Raw genomic sequence first — 19,216 nt, forward strand, 5'->3', positions numbered from 1 at the left:
CGCATGTTTATTTCATCATAGATGGCACTTAAAGCCGTTTAAGAGCTTAATTTTTTGCAATTATTTCAAACTTCATCGTTGTCGTCGGATAAATGCTTGAAAGTAAGCATTTAAAATAATAATACAAATATCCATGTGGTTATAGGGGTTAGTTGAGCGAGCGTGTTGATTTAGAAGTGACAAAACTCTAATAAGTATGGTTAAAAATAAAATAGGTGTGTCCACTTTATATCACGTAATAAAAAAGCGAGCACAGAGCTCGCTTTCGTCGTTGAACAAGTGTCAGCCGGTTAACGCGAACCTATCTATTGACTAGCTCGACAGCGTCACGAACAAGCTTGCCTAGTTCGTCCCACTTACCTTCGTCGATAAGGTTAGTTGGAACCATCCAAGTACCGCCACACGCAAGAACAGAAGGGATCGATAGGTATTCATCTACATTCTTCAAGCTTACGCCACCAGTAGGCATAAATTTAACAGGGTAAACCGCTGTTAGTGCTTTAAGCATACCTGTACCGCCAGAAGGCTCAGCAGGAAAGAACTTCAACGTGCGAAGGCCCATTTCCATTGCTTGTTCAACTAGGCTTGGGTTGTTAACACCCGGTACGATTGCAACACCTTTGTCGATACAGTATTGAACAGTACGTGGGTTAAAACCTGGGCTTACGATGAAATCAACGCCAGCTTCGATAGATGCGTCAACTTGCTCGTTACTCAGTACAGTACCTGAACCGATTAGCATGTCTGGGAATTCTTTACGCATGATACGAATCGCTTCGATTGCACATTCTGTACGCAGTGTGATTTCTGCACATGGCATGCCGTTTTCAACCAGTGCTTTGCCTAGGGGGATGGCATCTTCAGCACGGTTGATAGCGATTACAGGGATTACTTTTAGGTTTGCTAGTTGTTCATTTAATGTAGTCATGAATTCTTTCTCACGTTAATAATGGGTCTGCTTTCAACTAAGCAAACCCTTGATTAATAGTTAAAGTGCGCAATTATAGAGACAAATCAGGGGTCGCTTCTAGAGGAATGATAGCACCTGGATGCTGAATCACAGTCCCTGCCACAATGTGACCTGCTAATGCTGCATCACGCGCATTGCCACCGCTCAAGCGTTTAGCCAAGAAGCCTGCACTGAACGAATCGCCAGCCGCTGTTGTATCAACGATGCTGTCTACTGGGTTTGGTGCAACGTACTGAGCACTTTGGCTTTCAACCACTAGGCAGTCTTTCGCGCCACGCTTAATGATGATCTCTTTCACACCAGACTCAGACGTACGTGCAATACACTGTTCAATGCTTTCGTCACCGTACAGCTCTTGCTCGTCATCGAACGTCAGTAGCGCTGTGTCGGTGTACTTAAGCATCTTCAAGTACCAAGAAATCGCTTCTTGTTGGCTTTCCCAAAGTTTTGGACGAAAGTTATTGTCGAAGAATACTTGGCCGCCTTGAGCTTTGAATTTGTCTAAGAAGCTGAATAGCTGTGCGCGTCCGTTCTCTGTCAAGATAGCAAGCGTAATACCACTTAGGTAAACCGCGTCAAAAGAAAATAGCTTATCAAGTAGAGCTGGCGTGTCTTGCTGGTCAAACATGAATTTTGCTGCAGCATCATTACGCCAGTAGTGGAAACTGCGTTCACCAGTTTCATCGGTCTCGATGTAGTAAAGCCCTGGTTGTTTGTGATCAAGCTGAGCAATTAAGCTAGTGTCGATACCTTCCGCTTGCCACTTTTCTAACATGTCGGTACTGAATGGGTCAGTGCCTAGTGCTGTTACGTAGCTCGTGTTGATATCTTGTTCTTTTGTTAAGCGAGACAAGTAAAGTGCTGTATTCAGTGTATCGCCACCAAAACTCTGCTGAAGCCCGTCTTTTTTCTGTTGTAGCTCAACCATGCACTCGCCAATGACCGCGATGTTTAATGATTTCATATGCTTACCTTAGCAACTGAGGTTGCGCTAGTTATTATTTTAGGAAATCTTCACGCGCAGGATTGAAGATATCAAGAAGGATGCTGTCTTGCTCTAGAGCAACGGCGCCGTGCATCATGTGTTTACGCGCGAAGTAAGCATCGCCTTCTTTAAGCACTTTCTTTTCTCCTTCGATTTCAGCTTCGAAGCTACCACGAACAACATAACCGATTTGGTCGTGAATTTCGTGAGTATGAGGATGGCCAATTGCGCCCTTATCAAAACATAGGTGTACAGCCATAAGATCGTCAGTGTACGCGACGATTTTACGCTTGATACCACCGCCCAATTCTTCCCATGGGTTTTCATCTAGAATAAAGAAAGAGTTCATTGTGTATCTCCTAATCTGTTTAAATCTTTTAAGTGTTACTTAACTGTGTTCATCATAAGGGAATGAGTTTAATTGTAATACAATATATCTAGAGTTGTGTGATGTTGATCAAGCGATACTTTATATATCGCAAATAAATCAACAACTTAACAAATGCCTGATATTTAGTGTTATCTATTCATATCAATGGCTTATGCGGGTTTATGTGATTCTGCTCATCATTTTGCGACGAACAGGTACAATTAAAGCTAATATTGTATTACTTTATATGGAGTTTGAAAATTTAATCAAAGTTTAAACCGATAAACTCTTTATTGAGGGTGACAAAGAATATGACGACTAAACCAGTATTGTTGACTGAAGCAGAAATAGAGCAACTTCACCTTGAAGTGGGCCGTTCTAGCTTAATGGGCAAAACCATTGCAGCGAACGCGAAAGACCTAGAAGCGTTCATGTGCTTACCTATTGATGTTCCTGGTCACGGAGAAGCGGGTGGTTACGAGCATAACCGCCATAAGCAAAACTACACGTACATGAACTTAGCTGGTCGCATGTTCTTGATCACTAAAGAGCAAAAGTACGCTGACTTTGTTACAGAACTACTAGAAGAATACGCAGACAAATATCTAACGTTTGATTACCACGTACAGAAAAACACTAACCCTACAGGTCGTTTGTTCCACCAAATCTTGAACGAACACTGCTGGTTAATGTTCTCAAGTTTGGCTTACTCTTGTGTTGCTTCAACACTGACACAAGAGCAGCGTGACAACATTGAATCGCGCATTTTCGAACCAATGCTAGAAATGTTTACGGTTAAATACGCACACGACTTCGACCGCATTCACAACCACGGTATTTGGGCAGTAGCCGCTGTGGGTATCTGTGGTCTTGCTCTAGGCAAGCGCGAGTACCTTGAAATGTCAGTGTACGGCATCGACCGTAACGATACTGGCGGCTTTCTAGCGCAAATTTCTCAATTGTTTGCACCTTCTGGTTACTACATGGAAGGTCCTTACTACCACCGCTACGCAATTCGTCCAACGTGTGTATTCGCGGAAGTGATTCACCGTCATATGCCTGAAGTAGATATCTACAACTACAAAGGCGGCGTGATTGGTAACACGGTACAAGCCATGCTTGCGACGGCTTATCCGAACGGTGAGTTCCCGGCTCTGAATGATGCTTCTCGTACAATGGGTATCACAGACATGGGTGTTCAGGTTGCAGTCAGTGTTTACAGTAAGCACTACTCTTCAGCTGAGGGTGTTGACCAAAACATTCTGGGTATGGCGAAGATTCAAGACGCAGTATGGATGCACCCATGTGGTCTTGAGTTATCTAAAGCATACGAAGCGGCTTCTGCTGAAAAAGAAATCGGCATGCCTTTCTGGCCAAGTGTTGAATTGAACGAAGGCCCTGAAGGTCACAACGGCGCGCAAGGTTTTATCCGCATGCAGGATAAGAAAGGCGACGTTTCTCAGTTAGTGATGAACTACGGCCAACACGGCATGGGTCACGGCAACTTCGATACGCTGGGTATTTCTTTCTTCAACCGCGGTCAAGAAGTACTACGTGAATACGGCTTCTGCCGTTGGGTGAACGTTGAGCCAAAATTCGGCGGTCGTTACCTAGATGAAAACAAATCTTACGCACGTCAAACGATTGCTCATAATGCAGTAACCATTGATGAAAAATGTCAGAATAACTTTGACGTTGAGCGTGCAGACTCAGTACACGGCTTGCCTCACTTCTTTAAAGTAGAAGGCGAGCAAATCAACGGCATGAGTGCATTTGCTAACGATCATTACGAAGGTTTTGACATGCAACGCAGCGTGTTCATGCTAAACCTTGAAGAATTGGAATCTCCGCTACTATTAGACCTTTACCGTTTAGATTCTGAGAAAGGCGGCGAAGGCGAGCATCAATACGACTACTCACACCAATATCAAGGTCAGATTGTTCGCACTAACTTTGAATACCAAGCAAACAAAGAGCTGAACACGCTAGGTGAAGACTTCGGTTACCAACACCTATGGAACGTCGCAAGCGGTGAAGTGAAGGGCACAGCACTGGTAAGCTGGCTACAGAACAACACCTACTACACGTGGCTAGGTGCAACGTCTAACGACAATGCTGAAGTTGTCTTTACTCGCACTGGTGCTAACGATCCAAGCTTCAACCTACGTTCAGAGCCTGCATTCATTTTGCGTAGCAAAGGCGAAACAACACTGTTCGCTTCTGTTCTAGAAACGCACGGTTACTTCAACGAAGAATTCGAGCAATCAGTTAATGCACGTGGTGTTGTGAAAGACATCAAAGTAGTGGCTCACACCAATGTCGGTTCGGTAGTTGAGATCACCACAGAGAAATCAAACGTGACAGTGATGATCAGCAACCAACTTGGCGCGACTGTGAGCACTGAACACAAAGTAGAACTGAACGGTAAAGTATACAGCTGGACAGGCTTCTACTCAGTAGAAACAATTTTAAACCCAGAATTAGCAAGCACAGCAGAGCAGGGGAAATAATAATGAGCTATCAACCACTTTTACTTAACTTTGAGGAAGCAGCAGAGCTTCGTAAAGAACTTGGCAAGGATAGCCTTTTAGGTAACGCACTGACTCGCGATATTAAACAAACTGACGCTTACATGGCGGAAGTTGGCATTGAAGTTCCAGGTCACGGTGAAGGCGGCGGCTACGAACATAACCGTCATAAACAAAACTACATCCACATGGATCTAGCGGGTCGTTTGTTCCTTATCACTGAGGAAACAAAGTACCGTGATTACATCGTTGATATGTTAACTGCGTACGCGAAGGTGTACCCAACACTTGAAAGTAACGTAAGCCGTGACTCTAACCCTCCGGGTAAGCTGTTCCACCAAACGTTGAACGAAAATATGTGGATGCTTTACGCTTCTTGTGCGTACAGCTGCATCTACCACACCATTTCTGAAGAACAAAAGCGTCTGATTGAAGACGATCTTCTTAAGCAAATGATCGAAATGTTTGTTGTTACTTACGCACACGACTTCGATATCGTACACAACCACGGCTTATGGGCTGTGGCAGCGGTAGGTATCTGTGGTTACGCAATCAACGATCAAGAGTCAGTAGACAAAGCGCTTTACGGCCTGAAACTCGACAAAGTAAGCGGCGGTTTCTTAGCGCAACTTGACCAACTGTTTTCGCCAGACGGCTACTACATGGAAGGTCCTTACTACCACCGTTTCTCACTACGTCCAATCTACTTGTTCGCAGAAGCGATTGAACGTCGTCAGCCAGATCTTGGTATTTACGAATTCAACGACTCAGTGATCAAGACAACGTCTTACGCGGTATTCAAAACGGCATTCCCAGACGGTACATTGCCAGCTCTGAACGATTCATCGAAGACGATTTCTATTAACGATGAAGGCGTTATTATGGCAACGTCTGTGTGTTACCACCGCTATGAGCAGACTGAAACTTTACTTGGTATGGCTAATCACCAACAAGATGTTTGGGTCCATGCTTCAGGTAAAACGCTATCTGACGCTGTCAATGCAGCAGACGACATCAAAGCATTCAACTGGGGTAGCCTGTTTGTAACGGACGGGCCTGAAGGCGAAAAAGGCGGCGTAAGCATTCTTCGTCACCGTGACGAACAAGACGACGACACGATGGCGTTGATCTGGTTTGGTCAGCACGGCAGCGATCACCAGTACCACTCTGCGCTAGACCACGGTCACTACGATGGGCTACACCTAAGCGTATTCAACCGTGGCCACGAAGTGCTGCACGATTACGGCTTCGGTCGCTGGGTAAACGTTGAGCCTAAGTTTGGCGGTCGTTACATCCCAGAGAACAAGTCTTACTGTAAGCAGACAGTTGCTCACAACACAGTAACGGTTGATCAGAAAACACAGAACAACTTCGATACGGCATTGGCTGAATCTAAGTTTGGTCAGAAGCACTTCTTCGTAGCAGACGACCAGTCTCTGCAAGGTATGAGCGGCACAATTTCTGAGTACTACACCGGCGTAGACATGCAACGCAGCGTGATTCTTGCTGAACTTCCTGAGTTCGAGAAGCCACTAGTTATCGATGTATACCGCATCGAAGCTGACGCTGAACACCAGTACGACCTACCCGTTCACCACTCGGGTCAAATCATCCGTACTGACTTCGACTACAACATCGAAAGCACGCTGAAGCCGCTAGGTGAAGACAACGGTTACCAGCACTTATGGAACGTTGCTTCAGGCAAAGTGAACCAAGAGGGCTCTCTGGTGAGCTGGCTACATGACAGCAGCTACTACAGCCTAGTAACCAGCGCGAATGCGGGCAGTGAAGTAATCTTTGCTCGCACTGGTGCTAACGATCCAGACTTTAACCTTAAGAGTGAGCCTGCGCTTATCTTACGTCAGTCTGGTCAAAACCACGTGTTTGCTTCTGTACTAGAAACGCATGGTTACTTTAACGAGTCTATCGAAGCCTCTGTAGGCGCTCGTGGTCTGGTTAAATCAGTGTCTGTTGTGGGCCATAACAGTGTCGGGACTGTTGTTCGCATTCAGACTACTTCTGGTAACACTTACCATTACGGTATTTCAAACCAAGCTGAAGACACGCAGCAAGCAACTCACACTGTTGAGTTCGCGGGAGAGGCATACTCGTGGGAAGGATCATTTGCTCAACTGTAAATGATTAATACCAATCACAGTAAGTAAGTGATCAGAAATAGCGCAGGAAAAAAGCTTGAGAACAAGGCGGAATTTTTCGATAAGTAGTTATTCTACAATCAAAAATTCTAACGAAGTTGTCGAGCTTTTTAACAAGTTAGGATGACCAGTTATTTACTACGATTGGTATAACATACATGCTGTTTAACGAGGGCATGTATTGATGTGGTGCTTTGCGGGAACGAAGCATCACATTGAAATTCAGTCGTGATTGAAAAATCGTTCGTTGATACCAACAACGACTGAAACATCGGGAATAAGTCAAACCGAGTAACTCACTGCGAGTTGCTCGGTTTTTTTATGTGTGTAGGAAACAAATGGAACGTTCAACAAACAAAAAGCCTACTCAGTGAGTAGGCTTTGATCTTATTGACTAGGGCGTGTTGACTTTTCGCGGTTAAATTTTGTTCGGATGGGGACGCCTAGTCAAAATCGTTTTAGGCGCGGCGAAGAGTATGTAGCCTAGCATTCTAAGCAAATATTCTTCAACAAAGCATAAAACGATTTTAGCCGAACCCTCGGGCAGCTCTTGTGGTTCATTTCTACAGCGTTATCGGCTTTTCATGTAGGCCAGCTACACGTCAAAGCCTCTTCCTTGTATAAATTTTCCACAAGATGCTGCAAAACCCAGCTCGAAAGATCAACAGCCCCTAAATTTAGAGAAACGTTCAATGCTGCAGCGGCGCATTGACAACGAAACGATTTAACAAAATGAACGTTGTTATCTGGTTCTGCGAGTATTGTTACGATAACTTCCAATGACTTTTAGTGCTTATAAGTAATACAATTGATGGTGTTGTATTGTCCGAAATTTATTACTTACTGGATAAGGTTGTTGAAAAATGACAGTGTTTTTGCCGCATTATTCTTGACTCAGCAAGTTCTTGTTGTGAGCTACTCTAGTACCTTTAGGGGGCAGGGAAAGGTGTCAGACGCTTTGATTTATTGGGGGGAACTTTAAGAGTGTGCCTGACTCATTTTTCTTTGGTCAGAACGATAGGAATGTACACTAATTAAACCTATCAAGCTTTATCTGTAAGTGATTTACTGATTCGTATCCGGTTAGATATTGTCGGATATGAAGGACGAAAGACTGAGTTGCTATCTGATTTGTCACTTATTAATCACAAGACCTATTCTTTGGGTTTATATGAGGCCAATTCGATAAGTGATGTCAGTATTCGCATTCGAAATTCATGCGCTGGATCACGCACGAAAGTCCTAAAACGGTTGCCTTAGCGGATTCGGCTAGTTATTATAATGAGCATATAATCATACAATAACATATTTGGAGTTGAACATGACTAAACCTGTAATCGGTTTCATTGGCCTAGGTCTTATGGGCGGCAACATGGTTGAAAACCTGCAAACACGCGGTTACCACGTAAACGTAATGGATCTAAGCGAAGAAGCGATGGCTCGTGTTACTGCTCGTGGCAATGCTACAGCTTTCACTTCCGCTAAAGAGCTTGCAGCTGCAAGTGATATTGTTCAGTTTTGCCTTACCACCTCTGCTGTTGTTGAAAAAATCGTTTACGGCGAAGACGGTGTTCTAGCGGGCATCAAAGAAGGTGCAGTACTCGTAGACTTCGGTACGTCTATCCCTGCTTCTACTAAGCAAATCGGTGCAGCTCTTGCTGAAAAAGGCGCGGGTATGATCGACGCACCTCTAGGTCGTACTCCAGCCCATGCTAAAGATGGTCTTCTGAACATCATGGCTGCTGGCGACATGGAAACTTTCAACAAAGTTAAACCTGTTCTTGAAGAGCAAGGCGAAAACGTATTCCACCTAGGCGCTCTAGGTGCTGGGCACGTGACTAAGCTTGTAAACAACTTCATGGGTATGACAACGGTTGCGACTATGTCTCAAGCTTTCGCTGTCGCTCAACGCGCTGGTGTTGATGGTCAGCAATTGTTTGACATTATGTCTGCAGGTCCATCTAACTCTCCGTTCATGCAATTCTGTAAATTCTACGCGGTAGACGGCGAAGAGAAGCTAGGTTTCTCTGTTGCTAACGCAAACAAAGATCTTGGTTACTTCCTTGCTCTTTGCGAAGAACTAGGTACTGAGTCTCTAATCGCTCAAGGTACCGCAACAAGCCTACAAGCTGCTGTAGATGCTGGCCTTGGTCAAAACGACGTACCAGTAATCTTCGACTACTTCGCTAAACTAGAGAAGTAATCACGTCGTTTAGACACGGTTGGATAAAGAACCTGCTCATTTGAGTGGGTTTTTTTATGCTTGTTTTTAGACATTCTTGGAACGATATTTTTTAAGGAAGTGTACTTAATGCAGCCTTATTCTTTATGGCGTAGCGAAATGTCTAGGCTCTTCGTTTGAGCTATATCGATCTAAATGAGATAAGCCTGAGACTACACAAGCAGTTCAGACATTTTCTCGGGACAGTAACTTTGTTACTTTTTGATGGCGATCAGTCATACATCAATTCGTTGGCTTTGTTTGAGTCGAACTCTATCAATGACTTGCGAGCAAGATGTCTGAAGGGCAGCGCTTTTACTAGCTCTTCAAAGGGCTGAATGGCAAATGCCCAAAAGATAGAGCCGTCTAATCCAAAGATGATCAATGCACACAATGGAATTGAAATTACCCATTGACCAGTAAAGTTGATTTTGAAGACTGCGGTTGTTTTTCCTAGTGCTCTCAATACATTTCCATGGACTGTGTTGTAGCCACGAACAATCGGTAAAAAGATGTAGAGTGGGGCGATAACGGCCAACGCTTGATATGTAGACTCGTCCAAGTTCGGGTAAATGTCACCAATCACCATACTTAAGCCTGCGAACAAGATTGCACACACAAAAGAAATGACTACCGCAATATCAATGCTGGTATCGACGTTTTTGACTAGGTCATCCATCTTTTTAGAGCCAATCGCTTGGCTGATAGTAATTGCGGAAGAGTGAGCCCAAGCGGTAATAAATTGAGAGACAGCCCTAATCCAAGGCATCACCAAAGTAATCGCAACATACGCGTTGATGTTAAGTTGCGAATACAGTAACTGATAAATCGTTGCGCCAATCAACAGCATGGTTACATTTGCTGCGACAGGGAATATCTCGATAAAGTGACGGCGAACGTTTGTCATGAACTCTGATCGTTGGGCGTCTAATTTGAGTGAAATTGCTGAGCTGAAATACACGCAAAGAACCAGATACACAAGGCGAAGGGTGATAGCAATAACACTGCCTAGCGCGGCGCCTTGAACACCAATACCTTCGAAATTTGAAAAGCCGTGAATGAGCCCATAAGAAAGTACAGCGTTGATCGGCAATTCAATCAAATACCCTTTAAACGGTATCTTGGTTCTTCCTAATGCGTTAAATAGGGCGATAATCACTTGCGTTAATGCTGTGAAAATGACGAGATACTTTGAGATATCAAGGTAGTGGCTGATTTCTAAGTAAAGGGCTTTATCGTCGGTTAAGGCTTGAATTAAAGGCTGTTCTAAAAAGGTGAGTAGAAACCAAAATATTGTCGCGATACCTAAGTTAATGAACAGACCTGCCCAAAACGCTTTGGATAATGAAGCGGTGATGCCAGAACCTACGGCGCGGCTTAATACTAGTTGAGTGCCGTTTGCCAGCGCCATTTGAATACCGAGTACAAAGGCAACCATAGTCGTCGCAATTCCCATGGCAGCCAAAGGTATTTCACCAAGAGGAGAGACCAGCAGCGTATCGATCATCAACATCGACTGCATCAATATACCGTTTAGGGCTAGGGGCCAGGCGAGAGAGAAATTTTTCCTTACATACGATTGTGTAGACACAAACAACACCTTATGTGTGTAACCGTAAGTTTTCTCTGAGAGGACCCGAGTTCAACATTTAAAGATGAAACACTACGGTAATGGATGGTTAAAAATGGGCGCTAAAACTGACTGACTCGTGTATTGGGATACACGAGTCAGTTTGGTCAATCTTGGTTATGCGATGGCTAATTCAACCCTAGACAGCTTTTGATTTTCATCATCAAGTAAAGCTTGAGAGGCTATTCGAGCCTGATTCGCATTGCCTGACATAATCGCATCATATATCGCTTTATGCTCTTCTAAACAGAAGCGACCGCCTTCGGCAGAGTGGTCGATAAACTGTTTGAAAATCGTCGACAGAATGTTCGCGAACGGAATGTAAAACTGGTTACCCGTCGACAAGAAAATCGTTTGGTGAAACAGATGATCGTTGGTTGTCCACTCTTCATAATCAAAGCCATTTGCAGCGATGGTCATCTTTTGGAAAAGAATCGAAAGCTCTTTACGTTGCTCTACCGTAGCGTTGGATGCCGCAAGCGCACACGCTTCTGGGTCAATCGCTTTTCTTAAGCCTAAAAATTGAGATAAGAAGGGTTTGGTGTCTTCCAGATCTTGAATCCAATCTAGGAGTTGAGGGTCTAAAAAGTGCCATTGAGTACGTGGCCTGATATGAGTCCCCACTTTAGGTTTTGATTCGATAAGCCCTTTGGCTGAAAGTAGCTTTGTCGATTCGCGAAGTGCAGTTCGACTGACGCCAAAGACTTCACACAACTCCATTTCACTGGGTAATTTCTCTTTTTCTTTGAGCTCTCCCGACAGAATTTTACGCGCAATCTGTCGAGCCACTTGAACATGAATTCGGCGGCTTGAATCTGCCACCAATGAAAATATAGCCATATAAACCACCTCAGGCTGACGTATTAAGTATAAAAACAGCGGATAGATTTAAGTTAGCGCGACTTTAAGCTTGAGGGATAATGCTTGTAGCGGCTATCGAGTCAAACATCTACAGTCACCTATTATTTTTAATAAATCATACAATAACACCTGGCTCAATCAAGTGTATAACGATAGAAATGCGTCGCAGTGAAGGGGAACTCACAAGTTAAGGTGATTTTTGTGATGTTACGCATGCCAAAATTGCGTAAATAGGAACTATTTGTATGTATAAATAAGAAGGTACGACTGGTAGTGATAAGCTTCGAAAAGTTTGTGGGATTTTGATAGAACCATAGAGTATAAGGGAGCTCACGTTATTATCCCCCTCATTTGGTGCATTATACTTTCAATGCTATAGTACGAGTTAAATAATACATATCTAATAAGTAAGTAGACTCATGGCAGAAACTTTCAAATCTATTTCAGGCTCTAAGCGAAGCCTTCATGTGCAGGTAGCACGTGAAATCGCTCGTGGTATTTTGTCGGGTAATTTACCTCAGGGTTCGATTATCCCTGGTGAGATGGCTCTGTGTGAGCAGTTTGGTATTAGCCGCACGGCGTTGCGAGAGGCGGTGAAACTTCTAACTTCAAAAGGCCTTTTAGAGTCACGCCCTAAAATCGGCACTCGCGTTGTTGATCGTGCATACTGGAACTTTTTAGATCCTCAGCTTATCGAATGGATGGATGGACTAGCTGATACCGATCAGTTTTGTCATCAGTTTTTAGGTTTACGTCGTGCGATTGAACCTGAAGCGTGTGCATTGGCAGCTAAGTTTGCAACTGCAGAGCAACGTATTGAATTATCAGAAATTTTCCAAAAAATGGTAGAGATTTCTAGCGAAGAAACGCTTGATCAAGCTCGCTGGTTAGATATTGATATGAAGTTCCATAGCCTTATCTTCAATGCAACGGGTAATGATTTCTACTTACCGTTTGGCAACATATTGACGACGATGTTTGTTAACTTTATTGTGCACTCTTCAGAAGAAGGCAGCACATGCATTAACGAACATCGCGCAATATACGAAGCCATTATGGCAGGCAATAGTGATAAAGCACGCCAAGTTTCGGCAAGTCACTTGCAAGAATCAAATCACCGATTGCCTGTAACAAGCTAACTGAAAGCACTTGATGTGCCCTTACAAATTTTAAAGCACGCATTTAGCGTGCTTTTTTGTATCTGTATTTTTATGTTTCTGACATTGCACTTCTTATTCTGATCTCTAAAACTTGATCAATTCTGCTATTCAACCTAAAAATCAACTCGCAACTCGATATATTAATTATATAATAATACTAATCAAACAAATGCGAGTATGGTTATGCCTCAATCTCTTTTGCCAAATATTCTTCAATTTATCGGTCAGATAGATCCTTTCGATAAGATCCCTAAACAAGCACTTCGTGAACTTGCCTCCAATGTTCAGATCACTTATCTCGGCAAGGGGGATGTGGTTGATCTATGTGAGTCGGGTAAAGAAAAGTCGCTTTACATCATCCGAACCGGTTCTATGGAGCAAAGAAAGTCAGACGGTGTACTTCGTGCTCGTTTAGGCAGTGAAGACTTGTTCGGCTTTACGTTCTTAGATTCTGAAGTTAATGACGAGAAAGGCTACAGAGCGATCGCAATCGAAAATAGCTTACTTTATGTGATTCCACATTCGGCGCTTCAAGCGTTGTTCAAGGCATTCCCAAGCTGCGCAGAACACTTTGCATCACAGGCGCAGGTTCGGTTGAAGTCGGCACTTGATGTTGTGTGGTCAAATAAAGAAAAAGGCTTGTTCATTCGTAAGGTTGAAGAAGTGGCAAGCGGGCAGGTGGCTATCGTTAAGTCTGAACAAACTATTCAGTCGGTCGCGGTTGAAATGCTTCATCAACGCTCGCCATGTGCCGTGATCTATGAGGGTGAAACCATTGTTGGTTTGATTACTGACCGTGACATGACTAAGCGAGTGATCGCCCACGGTGTCAGCACTGATAGCCTGATCTCCGAGGTGATGACGCATTCTCCACTGACGGTAAAACCGGATGATCTGGTGCTGCATGCTGCGTCTATCATGATGCAATTCAACATCCGTAACTTGCCCGTTGTGAAAGAGAATAAGGTCGTTGGTCTTCTCACTACGTCTCACTTAGTTCAAAACCACCGTGTCCAAGCGATCTTCTTAATCGAGAAAATCAAATACGCGGGCAGTGTGAAAACCATGTCTTCGTTTACCCCAGAGCGACAAGCTATTTTTGAAGCGCTGGTGGAAGGCAAGGTTGCACCGGAAACCGTAGGTAAGGTCATGACCATGATTATGGACGCCTACACACGCCGATTGATTCAGATAGCGATTGATAAGTTAGGCCCACCACCTTGTGATTTTTCTTGGATTGTTGCGGGCTCGCACGCTCGTAATGAAGTTCATATGCTGTCGGATCAAGATAGTGCTATTGTACTCTCTGACGATGCGACAGACAGTGACCGTATTTACTTCAAACATTTAGCGATGATGGTGACTAACGGATTAGCGAGTTGTGATTATCCATTGTGTCCGGGTAAATTCATGGCTGCGACGCCAAAATGGTGTCAGCCACTCAGCGTTTGGAAGCACTACTACAAGAAGTGGGTGGCTAACCCTGAGTATGAACGCCTACTCAACATCAGTGTGTTCCTAGAGATCCGTACTATCTATGGCAACAGTGAGTTCGAAGGTATTCTTCGTGATGAGCTGCATTCTAACATTCGCAGTAACCGTGAGTTTTTAAGCACACTAGTGAAAGATGCGGTAAACACCAACCCGCCATTGGGTATTTTCAATAGTTTGGTTCTAGAGAAATCGGGTGAGAACAAGAAAACACTCAATGTGAAGAAGTACGCCATTAACTTGATTATCGATCTTGCGCGTATTTACGGATTAGCGGTGGAATGTGATTTGTCGGCCACTGATGAACGTTTCGCAGCTGCCAATGAAAAAGGCATGCTGAGCGACGACGCATTCAAGAACATTCTGGGCGCTTACCAGTTCATTCTCTCTTTCCGATTTGGTCATCAACTTGAAGCGCTGAAGAACGGGGATGTGCCTGACAACAACATCAACCCAGATAGCTTTGGTAGCTTTGAGCGTAAACACTTGAAAGATGCCTTTAGGATCATTGCTGACCTTCAAGAAGCCGCGAAAATCCGTTTCGGAGCACGCTAATGAAATCGTTTTTAAATTACTTTCATCCTCTTGAGAAAATTAAGCGCACACGAAAGCAATATTTGAATACGGTTAAGCTGCCAGAGGCGTTACATGCTCTTGTGGATCAACCTTGCCCAGAGATGACGGACTTGGCCAAAGATAGCGAATATATCGTTTTAGATCTTGAAACTACAGGCTTAGACAGCGAGCAAGACCTTATTCTATCTATGGGTTGGGTCGATGTGGTCAAGGGGCGAATAGACTTAGCGTCCGCCAAGCATATTTATCTGGATAACGATTCGCAGATCAATGCTGAAACTGCAGTTATCAACCACATCACACCACAAATGCTGGAAGAGGGCGCTTCAATTCATGATGCTATGCTGACGTTTTTCGAAGCCGCAAAAGGTAAGATCATCGTCGCGCACGCTTGTGTGGTCGAAGAGAAGTTCATTAGCCAGTATCTATTAAGATGCTATGGCTTAAGGCAGTTGCCTTTACTTTGGCTAGATACACTATGTATTGAGAAGAGCATGGAGAAAGCGATCAGTAACCATGAAGAGGTGGATTTAACTCTAGCGGGTACGCGAGACAGGTATGGGCTTCCTGAGTACAACAGCCACAATGCATTAGCCGATGCCGTTTCGACAGCGGAATTGTTTTTGGCTCAGCAGAAGCGAGTCGTGCCTAATGATGAAGTGACACTTTCCTTTTTATATCGGATCAGCCGTTAGGGTTGTATCTTCCTGTAAGCGAATCATTGTTGAATGACCTGATTTAAAAGAAGAAAAGCCAGCGATTAAGCCTGTCTCTTATACACAAATCCCTAAGCCACGCTTGGGGATTTTTTTTGAACTATTTTTAGGTTTCATGATCTGATCATCTAAGCAATGACAAGGATGATTATCATGACCTATATAGAGCCAACCCTTTGGGCACAAAAACAGTTCGGTCAAGCCCACCTTAATGACCCTAGACGCACTCAAAGACTCGTTGCTCTCGCAGCCTCACTGGCCGAGCAACCTGGCGTACCCGTCTCGAAACTCATTATCTCCCCTGCTGAAATGGAAGGGGCTTATCGCTTCATCCGTAATGAGCAAATCAAAGCAGAAGATATCGCAGAAGCGGGTTTTTATGTCACTGCACAAGAAGCATTAGAGCAACAGACACTTCTTGCCTTAGAAGACACCACTTCTCTCAGTTACTCCCATCGCAGCATTCGAGATGAACTCGGGCACTCCAATCAAGGTAATCGACATCGCGCCATGTTCGTACACTCAACCTTACTTTTTGCTCCCGACACTCAATCTGTTATTGGTTTAATTGAACAACAGCGCTGGACTCGTGATATAGAAAAGCGAGGTCAAAGGCACCAGCATGCGACTCGACCATACAAAGAGAAAGAAAGTTATAAGTGGGAACAAGCCTCTCGCCATGTCGCTGAGCGACTTGGCGATAAAATTTCGGATGTCATTTCTGTGTGCGATAGAGAAGCCGACCTATTTGAATACCTCACTTACAAGCGAGAGCAACAACAAAGGTTCCTCGTTCGCTCAATGCAAAGCCGCTGTATTGAAGAGCATGATAATCGTCTTTATAGCTATGCCTCTACCCTGTTATCAGCCGGAGAGAAAGTGCTCGAAATACCGCAAAAAGGCGGTCGTAAAGCTCGCAAGGCTCATTTAGATATCAAATATGCCCCCGTGACACTCAAGTCTCCTGCTAACAAGAAAGAGTTCGATAACATTCCGCTTTACTACGTGGGATGTATAGAACAAGGAGAGAGTGGTAATAAGCTCGCATGGCACTTACTGACTTCAGAGCCGATAACGAGCAAGGAAGAGGCACTCAAAATCGTCAGTTATTATGAGCGGCGCTGGCTAATAGAAGATTTTCATAAAGTCTGGAAAAGTGAAGGGACTGAAGTTGAGCAACTGAGAATGCAAAGTAAGGATAACTTAGAAAGGCTCAGCGTCGTTTTGGCTTTTATCGCGACTCGGTTACTCCAGTTGAGGTTTATGAATGAATCAGACGAGTTATCTAAGAGCAGTTGTGAGCAGGTATTAAAAGGCAAAGCGTGGAAGTTAATGTGGCTCAAGTTGGAGAGCAAAAAACTACCGAAAGAAGCGCCTAATATATCATGGGCTTACAACGGTATTGCTCGGTTAGGTGGCTGGAAGAATACCAAGCGAACAGGTCGCGCTTCTATAAAGGCGTTATGGCAAGGATGGCTTAGGTTACAAACCATCCTTGAAGGGTATGAACTCGCTAAGTCTCTTGATTAACCAGACTTGTGATCAAGAGACAGGCGATTAAGCTGGCTTTTGTTTAGGTCTTAGAAAATTAGGACAGTAATTATCTTAGATTATTTATATAGCTATCGATTAGAAGCTGTAAGTTAGACCAACACGGCTACGCAGTTCACGAGTCGCTTTAGTCGATGAAGTACTCACATCACCAAACTCTACATATGGTGCCCATTGACCCATAATGTGGCGAATACTTGCATTTAACTCGTAGTTTGTATCATCGTTGTCGTAGATGTTGTAATCATCTGCTTTGTAGTAGTTACCTTCAAAACCGAAACGCCAGTTCTCCATTGAGTAGTTGATGTTTGCTGTTAAGCGATGGCGACGTTGGTTTTCATCGTTTTGATAAGTTAAGTAGCCGTTATCTAAGATTGGTTTGCCGTCTGAGTCAGTTGCAATTGATTTTGTGTTCTGTCTCATATCGTAACGGTAACGTGCACTTAGGCTTAAACCGTCAATGCTGTCGACACTGTATGTCGCGCGAACTTGAGGTTTGTATGTGACACCAGACTCGCGACCTTCTATTGGCATACCGTAAGTCATCGTCCAGTTATCGTTAAGCACATGGCGATAATTAAGACCAAGTTCCCAACCATTATTCTTCAAATCTTCCATAAACTCGCCGTCTTCTCCCTTGAATTTCGCTTCGATATCGACAAGGAAGTTGCCAATGCTATCGCCCAGTTTTACACGAGTAGCATGTTGATCTGTATGACTCTTGTATTCGTGTCTCATATCGAAAGACGCCGCACATACAGAGCCAGCAGCGAGTACAGATGCCACAGCAATCACGATTTTAGTTTTATTCATGGTATTAATTCCATATTTATAGGTTGAGTATTGGCCTCAAGTTCGAGCCAAATAGGGTAATTCGTTTGATTAATGCAACAGTCTTTTTGAATCTGTTGAATTCGCCGAGTCCTGTTTGCGTTAAAATAATACAAATATGCTATAGGTAATGTGAAGGTCGATCTGTGAATTAGATCTTGTTGTTATCATAAATCTCATTTACACAGATCGTTACAAATTGATATGATTAAGTAATCCATTGTTTTAAAAGAATAAATATTAATTTATTTGTTGGGGCTTCTTTCTGTAATGTGCGCTATAGCAAAAATAGTAATGTTTCACTGTAGATTTTATTTGTAATACATTATTATTCTTTGGCGTTCGGGTGGTGGGTGAATAAGATCACTATGATGGCTGAGCGACAAAGCTGATCTTGAATTTGAGATTGGTATGAGGGCAGGTTGTCTAATGCTGTCGGATGAACCATCGACGATGTGAATTTTTGAATGAATTGAAACATGTGGGCTTTATCTGTTTTGGGGACAGTAAGCTAGAGGTGGAGAAGGCTGTCAGTCTTCAGTCTATGTTAAAAAAAATGATTAAGGTGTTTTAGGTGACACCTTAATTATTGCTCCCAACTATTTTAATTATAACTTCTGCTTTCGTTTAGAAAGGTAGGACATGGTAGTGAAGATCTGCCCTTGCGCTCATGTTGATACAGGCAACATGAGCGTTTTTTTGTCTGAAATTTGAGTTGAGGGTTATCTGGGGCATCTATCAAGACGATTAACGATTAAGCTTTTCGGTTGCTCACCGCACGTTCAAGTAAATCCGTTTGACCCGCTACTGCAGTTGCACCATTTTTAATGGACGGGGAAAGTGTAATCGGTGTGTTAAAAGCATTTCACTTCCGTGAAAGACTGTCAGCTTTTATTAGTGGTTTTCAAGTTTTCATTATTGAGGTGCCAAGTTGCGGAACTTCGGAGCGGTTCGGTTTTTTATTTAGTTGTAGATTCTAGTAATCATACAAAATAAACACTTTCACTTTGTTGGTAAATGGAGTTTCTCTATCCATTTACCTTGTAGATGGATCGTATATGACGTTGGCATCTATGTTAGTTATTTGTCCTTTGTGTTTATTTTCTTATCTATCAGTATCTTAGTGTTTTATGGTTCTTGTCTTTGATGTTTGAACTGAAAATTAACGTT

13 protein-coding genes are annotated in these 19,216 nt (G+C 43.5%); 7 read left to right on the forward strand and 6 right to left on the reverse strand.

Translation table 11 applies throughout. The annotated features are described in order from the left end of the window. Positions 1-301 precede the first annotated feature (301 nt). The 3 genes from OCV30_RS06500 to OCV30_RS06510 all read right to left on the reverse strand — a co-directional run bounded on the left by OCV30_RS06500 (position 302) and on the right by OCV30_RS06510 (position 2,304). On the reverse strand, positions 302-928 hold the full coding sequence (locus OCV30_RS06500; RefSeq protein WP_065680256.1) for a bifunctional 4-hydroxy-2-oxoglutarate aldolase/2-dehydro-3-deoxy-phosphogluconate aldolase: 627 nt from the start codon (positions 926-928) through the stop codon (positions 302-304). Positions 929-1,001: 73 nt separating this feature from the next. Next, positions 1,002-1,934, reverse strand: a complete 933-nt coding sequence (gene kdgK, locus OCV30_RS06505) for a 2-dehydro-3-deoxygluconokinase (RefSeq protein WP_017103048.1) — start codon at positions 1,932-1,934, stop codon at positions 1,002-1,004. 34 nt (positions 1,935-1,968) lie between these two features. After that, positions 1,969-2,304 (reverse strand): cupin domain-containing protein, encoded by a 336-nt coding sequence (locus OCV30_RS06510; protein ID WP_009846518.1) that lies wholly within the window; start codon positions 2,302-2,304, stop codon positions 1,969-1,971. Positions 2,305-2,636: 332 nt separating this feature from the next. Here OCV30_RS06510 and OCV30_RS06515 point away from each other — a divergent pair, with 332 nt between their 5' ends. The 3 genes from OCV30_RS06515 to OCV30_RS06525 all read left to right on the forward strand — a co-directional run bounded on the left by OCV30_RS06515 (position 2,637) and on the right by OCV30_RS06525 (position 9,212). Beyond that, a complete protein-coding gene (locus tag OCV30_RS06515) occupies positions 2,637-4,835 on the forward strand; it encodes a heparinase II/III domain-containing protein (protein WP_065680255.1) in 2,199 nt (732 codons plus the stop codon). A 2-nt stretch (positions 4,836-4,837) separates the two neighbouring features. After that, the gene (locus OCV30_RS06520) at positions 4,838-6,991 is read left to right on the forward strand and encodes a heparinase II/III domain-containing protein (RefSeq protein WP_065680254.1); all 2,154 of its coding nucleotides are present in this window, start codon (positions 4,838-4,840) and stop codon (positions 6,989-6,991) included. A 1,339-nt stretch (positions 6,992-8,330) separates the two neighbouring features. Then, on the forward strand, positions 8,331-9,212 hold the full coding sequence (locus OCV30_RS06525) for an NAD(P)-dependent oxidoreductase (RefSeq protein WP_012603741.1): 882 nt from the start codon (positions 8,331-8,333) through the stop codon (positions 9,210-9,212). A gap of 250 nt (positions 9,213-9,462) precedes the next feature. Here the strand turns inward: OCV30_RS06525 and OCV30_RS06530 are convergent, their stop codons facing one another. Next, on the reverse strand, positions 9,463-10,830 hold the full coding sequence (locus OCV30_RS06530; protein WP_017099070.1) for an MATE family efflux transporter: 1,368 nt from the start codon (positions 10,828-10,830) through the stop codon (positions 9,463-9,465). Between the two features lie 147 nt (positions 10,831-10,977). After that, entirely contained in the window at positions 10,978-11,700 is a 723-nt protein-coding gene (locus OCV30_RS06535) for a FadR/GntR family transcriptional regulator (RefSeq protein WP_029222931.1), read from the reverse strand. A 440-nt stretch (positions 11,701-12,140) separates the two neighbouring features. Here OCV30_RS06535 and OCV30_RS06540 point away from each other — a divergent pair, with 440 nt between their 5' ends. The 4 genes from OCV30_RS06540 to OCV30_RS06555 all read left to right on the forward strand — a co-directional run bounded on the left by OCV30_RS06540 (position 12,141) and on the right by OCV30_RS06555 (position 17,194). Further along, a complete protein-coding gene (locus OCV30_RS06540) occupies positions 12,141-12,860 on the forward strand; it encodes a FadR/GntR family transcriptional regulator (protein ID WP_009846525.1) in 720 nt (239 codons plus the stop codon). Between the two features lie 204 nt (positions 12,861-13,064). Beyond that, positions 13,065-14,927, forward strand: a complete 1,863-nt coding sequence (locus tag OCV30_RS06545) for a DUF294 nucleotidyltransferase-like domain-containing protein (protein ID WP_065680253.1) — start codon at positions 13,065-13,067, stop codon at positions 14,925-14,927. Next, positions 14,927-15,643 (forward strand): 3'-5' exonuclease, encoded by a 717-nt coding sequence (locus OCV30_RS06550; RefSeq protein WP_009846527.1) that lies wholly within the window; start codon positions 14,927-14,929, stop codon positions 15,641-15,643. The genes OCV30_RS06545 and OCV30_RS06550 overlap by 1 nt, the downstream gene beginning before the upstream one ends. A 174-nt stretch (positions 15,644-15,817) precedes the next feature. After that, complete coding sequence (locus OCV30_RS06555; protein ID WP_261879033.1) at positions 15,818-17,194, forward strand: IS4 family transposase; 1,377 nt, start codon at positions 15,818-15,820, stop codon at positions 17,192-17,194. A gap of 99 nt (positions 17,195-17,293) precedes the next feature. Here OCV30_RS06555 and OCV30_RS06560 read toward each other — a convergent pair whose 3' ends face one another. Next, complete coding sequence (locus OCV30_RS06560; protein WP_065679902.1) at positions 17,294-18,028, reverse strand: oligogalacturonate-specific porin KdgM family protein; 735 nt, start codon at positions 18,026-18,028, stop codon at positions 17,294-17,296. Positions 18,029-19,216: the final 1,188 nt, after the last annotated feature.

Source organism: Vibrio atlanticus, assembly GCF_024347315.1.
GTDB lineage: Bacteria > Pseudomonadota > Gammaproteobacteria > Enterobacterales > Vibrionaceae > Vibrio > Vibrio atlanticus.

Coding starts and splice junctions, on each gene's coding strand:
- OCV30_RS06525 (WP_012603741.1), top strand. CDS start 8,331: ATGACTAAACCTGTAATCGGTTTCATTGGCCTAGGTCTTATGGGCGGC.
- OCV30_RS06500 (WP_065680256.1), bottom strand. CDS start 928: ATGACTACATTAAATGAACAACTAGCAAACCTAAAAGTAATCCCTGTA.
- OCV30_RS06535 (WP_029222931.1), bottom strand. CDS start 11,700: ATGGCTATATTTTCATTGGTGGCAGATTCAAGCCGCCGAATTCATGTT.
- OCV30_RS06515 (WP_065680255.1), top strand. CDS start 2,637: ATGACGACTAAACCAGTATTGTTGACTGAAGCAGAAATAGAGCAACTT.
- OCV30_RS06545 (WP_065680253.1), top strand. CDS start 13,065: ATGCCTCAATCTCTTTTGCCAAATATTCTTCAATTTATCGGTCAGATA.
- OCV30_RS06520 (WP_065680254.1), top strand. CDS start 4,838: ATGAGCTATCAACCACTTTTACTTAACTTTGAGGAAGCAGCAGAGCTT.
- OCV30_RS06510 (WP_009846518.1), bottom strand. CDS start 2,304: ATGAACTCTTTCTTTATTCTAGATGAAAACCCATGGGAAGAATTGGGC.
- OCV30_RS06560 (WP_065679902.1), bottom strand. CDS start 18,028: ATGAATAAAACTAAAATCGTGATTGCTGTGGCATCTGTACTCGCTGCT.
- OCV30_RS06555 (WP_261879033.1), top strand. CDS start 15,818: ATGACCTATATAGAGCCAACCCTTTGGGCACAAAAACAGTTCGGTCAA.
- OCV30_RS06540 (WP_009846525.1), top strand. CDS start 12,141: ATGGCAGAAACTTTCAAATCTATTTCAGGCTCTAAGCGAAGCCTTCAT.
- kdgK (WP_017103048.1), bottom strand. CDS start 1,934: ATGAAATCATTAAACATCGCGGTCATTGGCGAGTGCATGGTTGAGCTA.
- OCV30_RS06550 (WP_009846527.1), top strand. CDS start 14,927: ATGAAATCGTTTTTAAATTACTTTCATCCTCTTGAGAAAATTAAGCGC.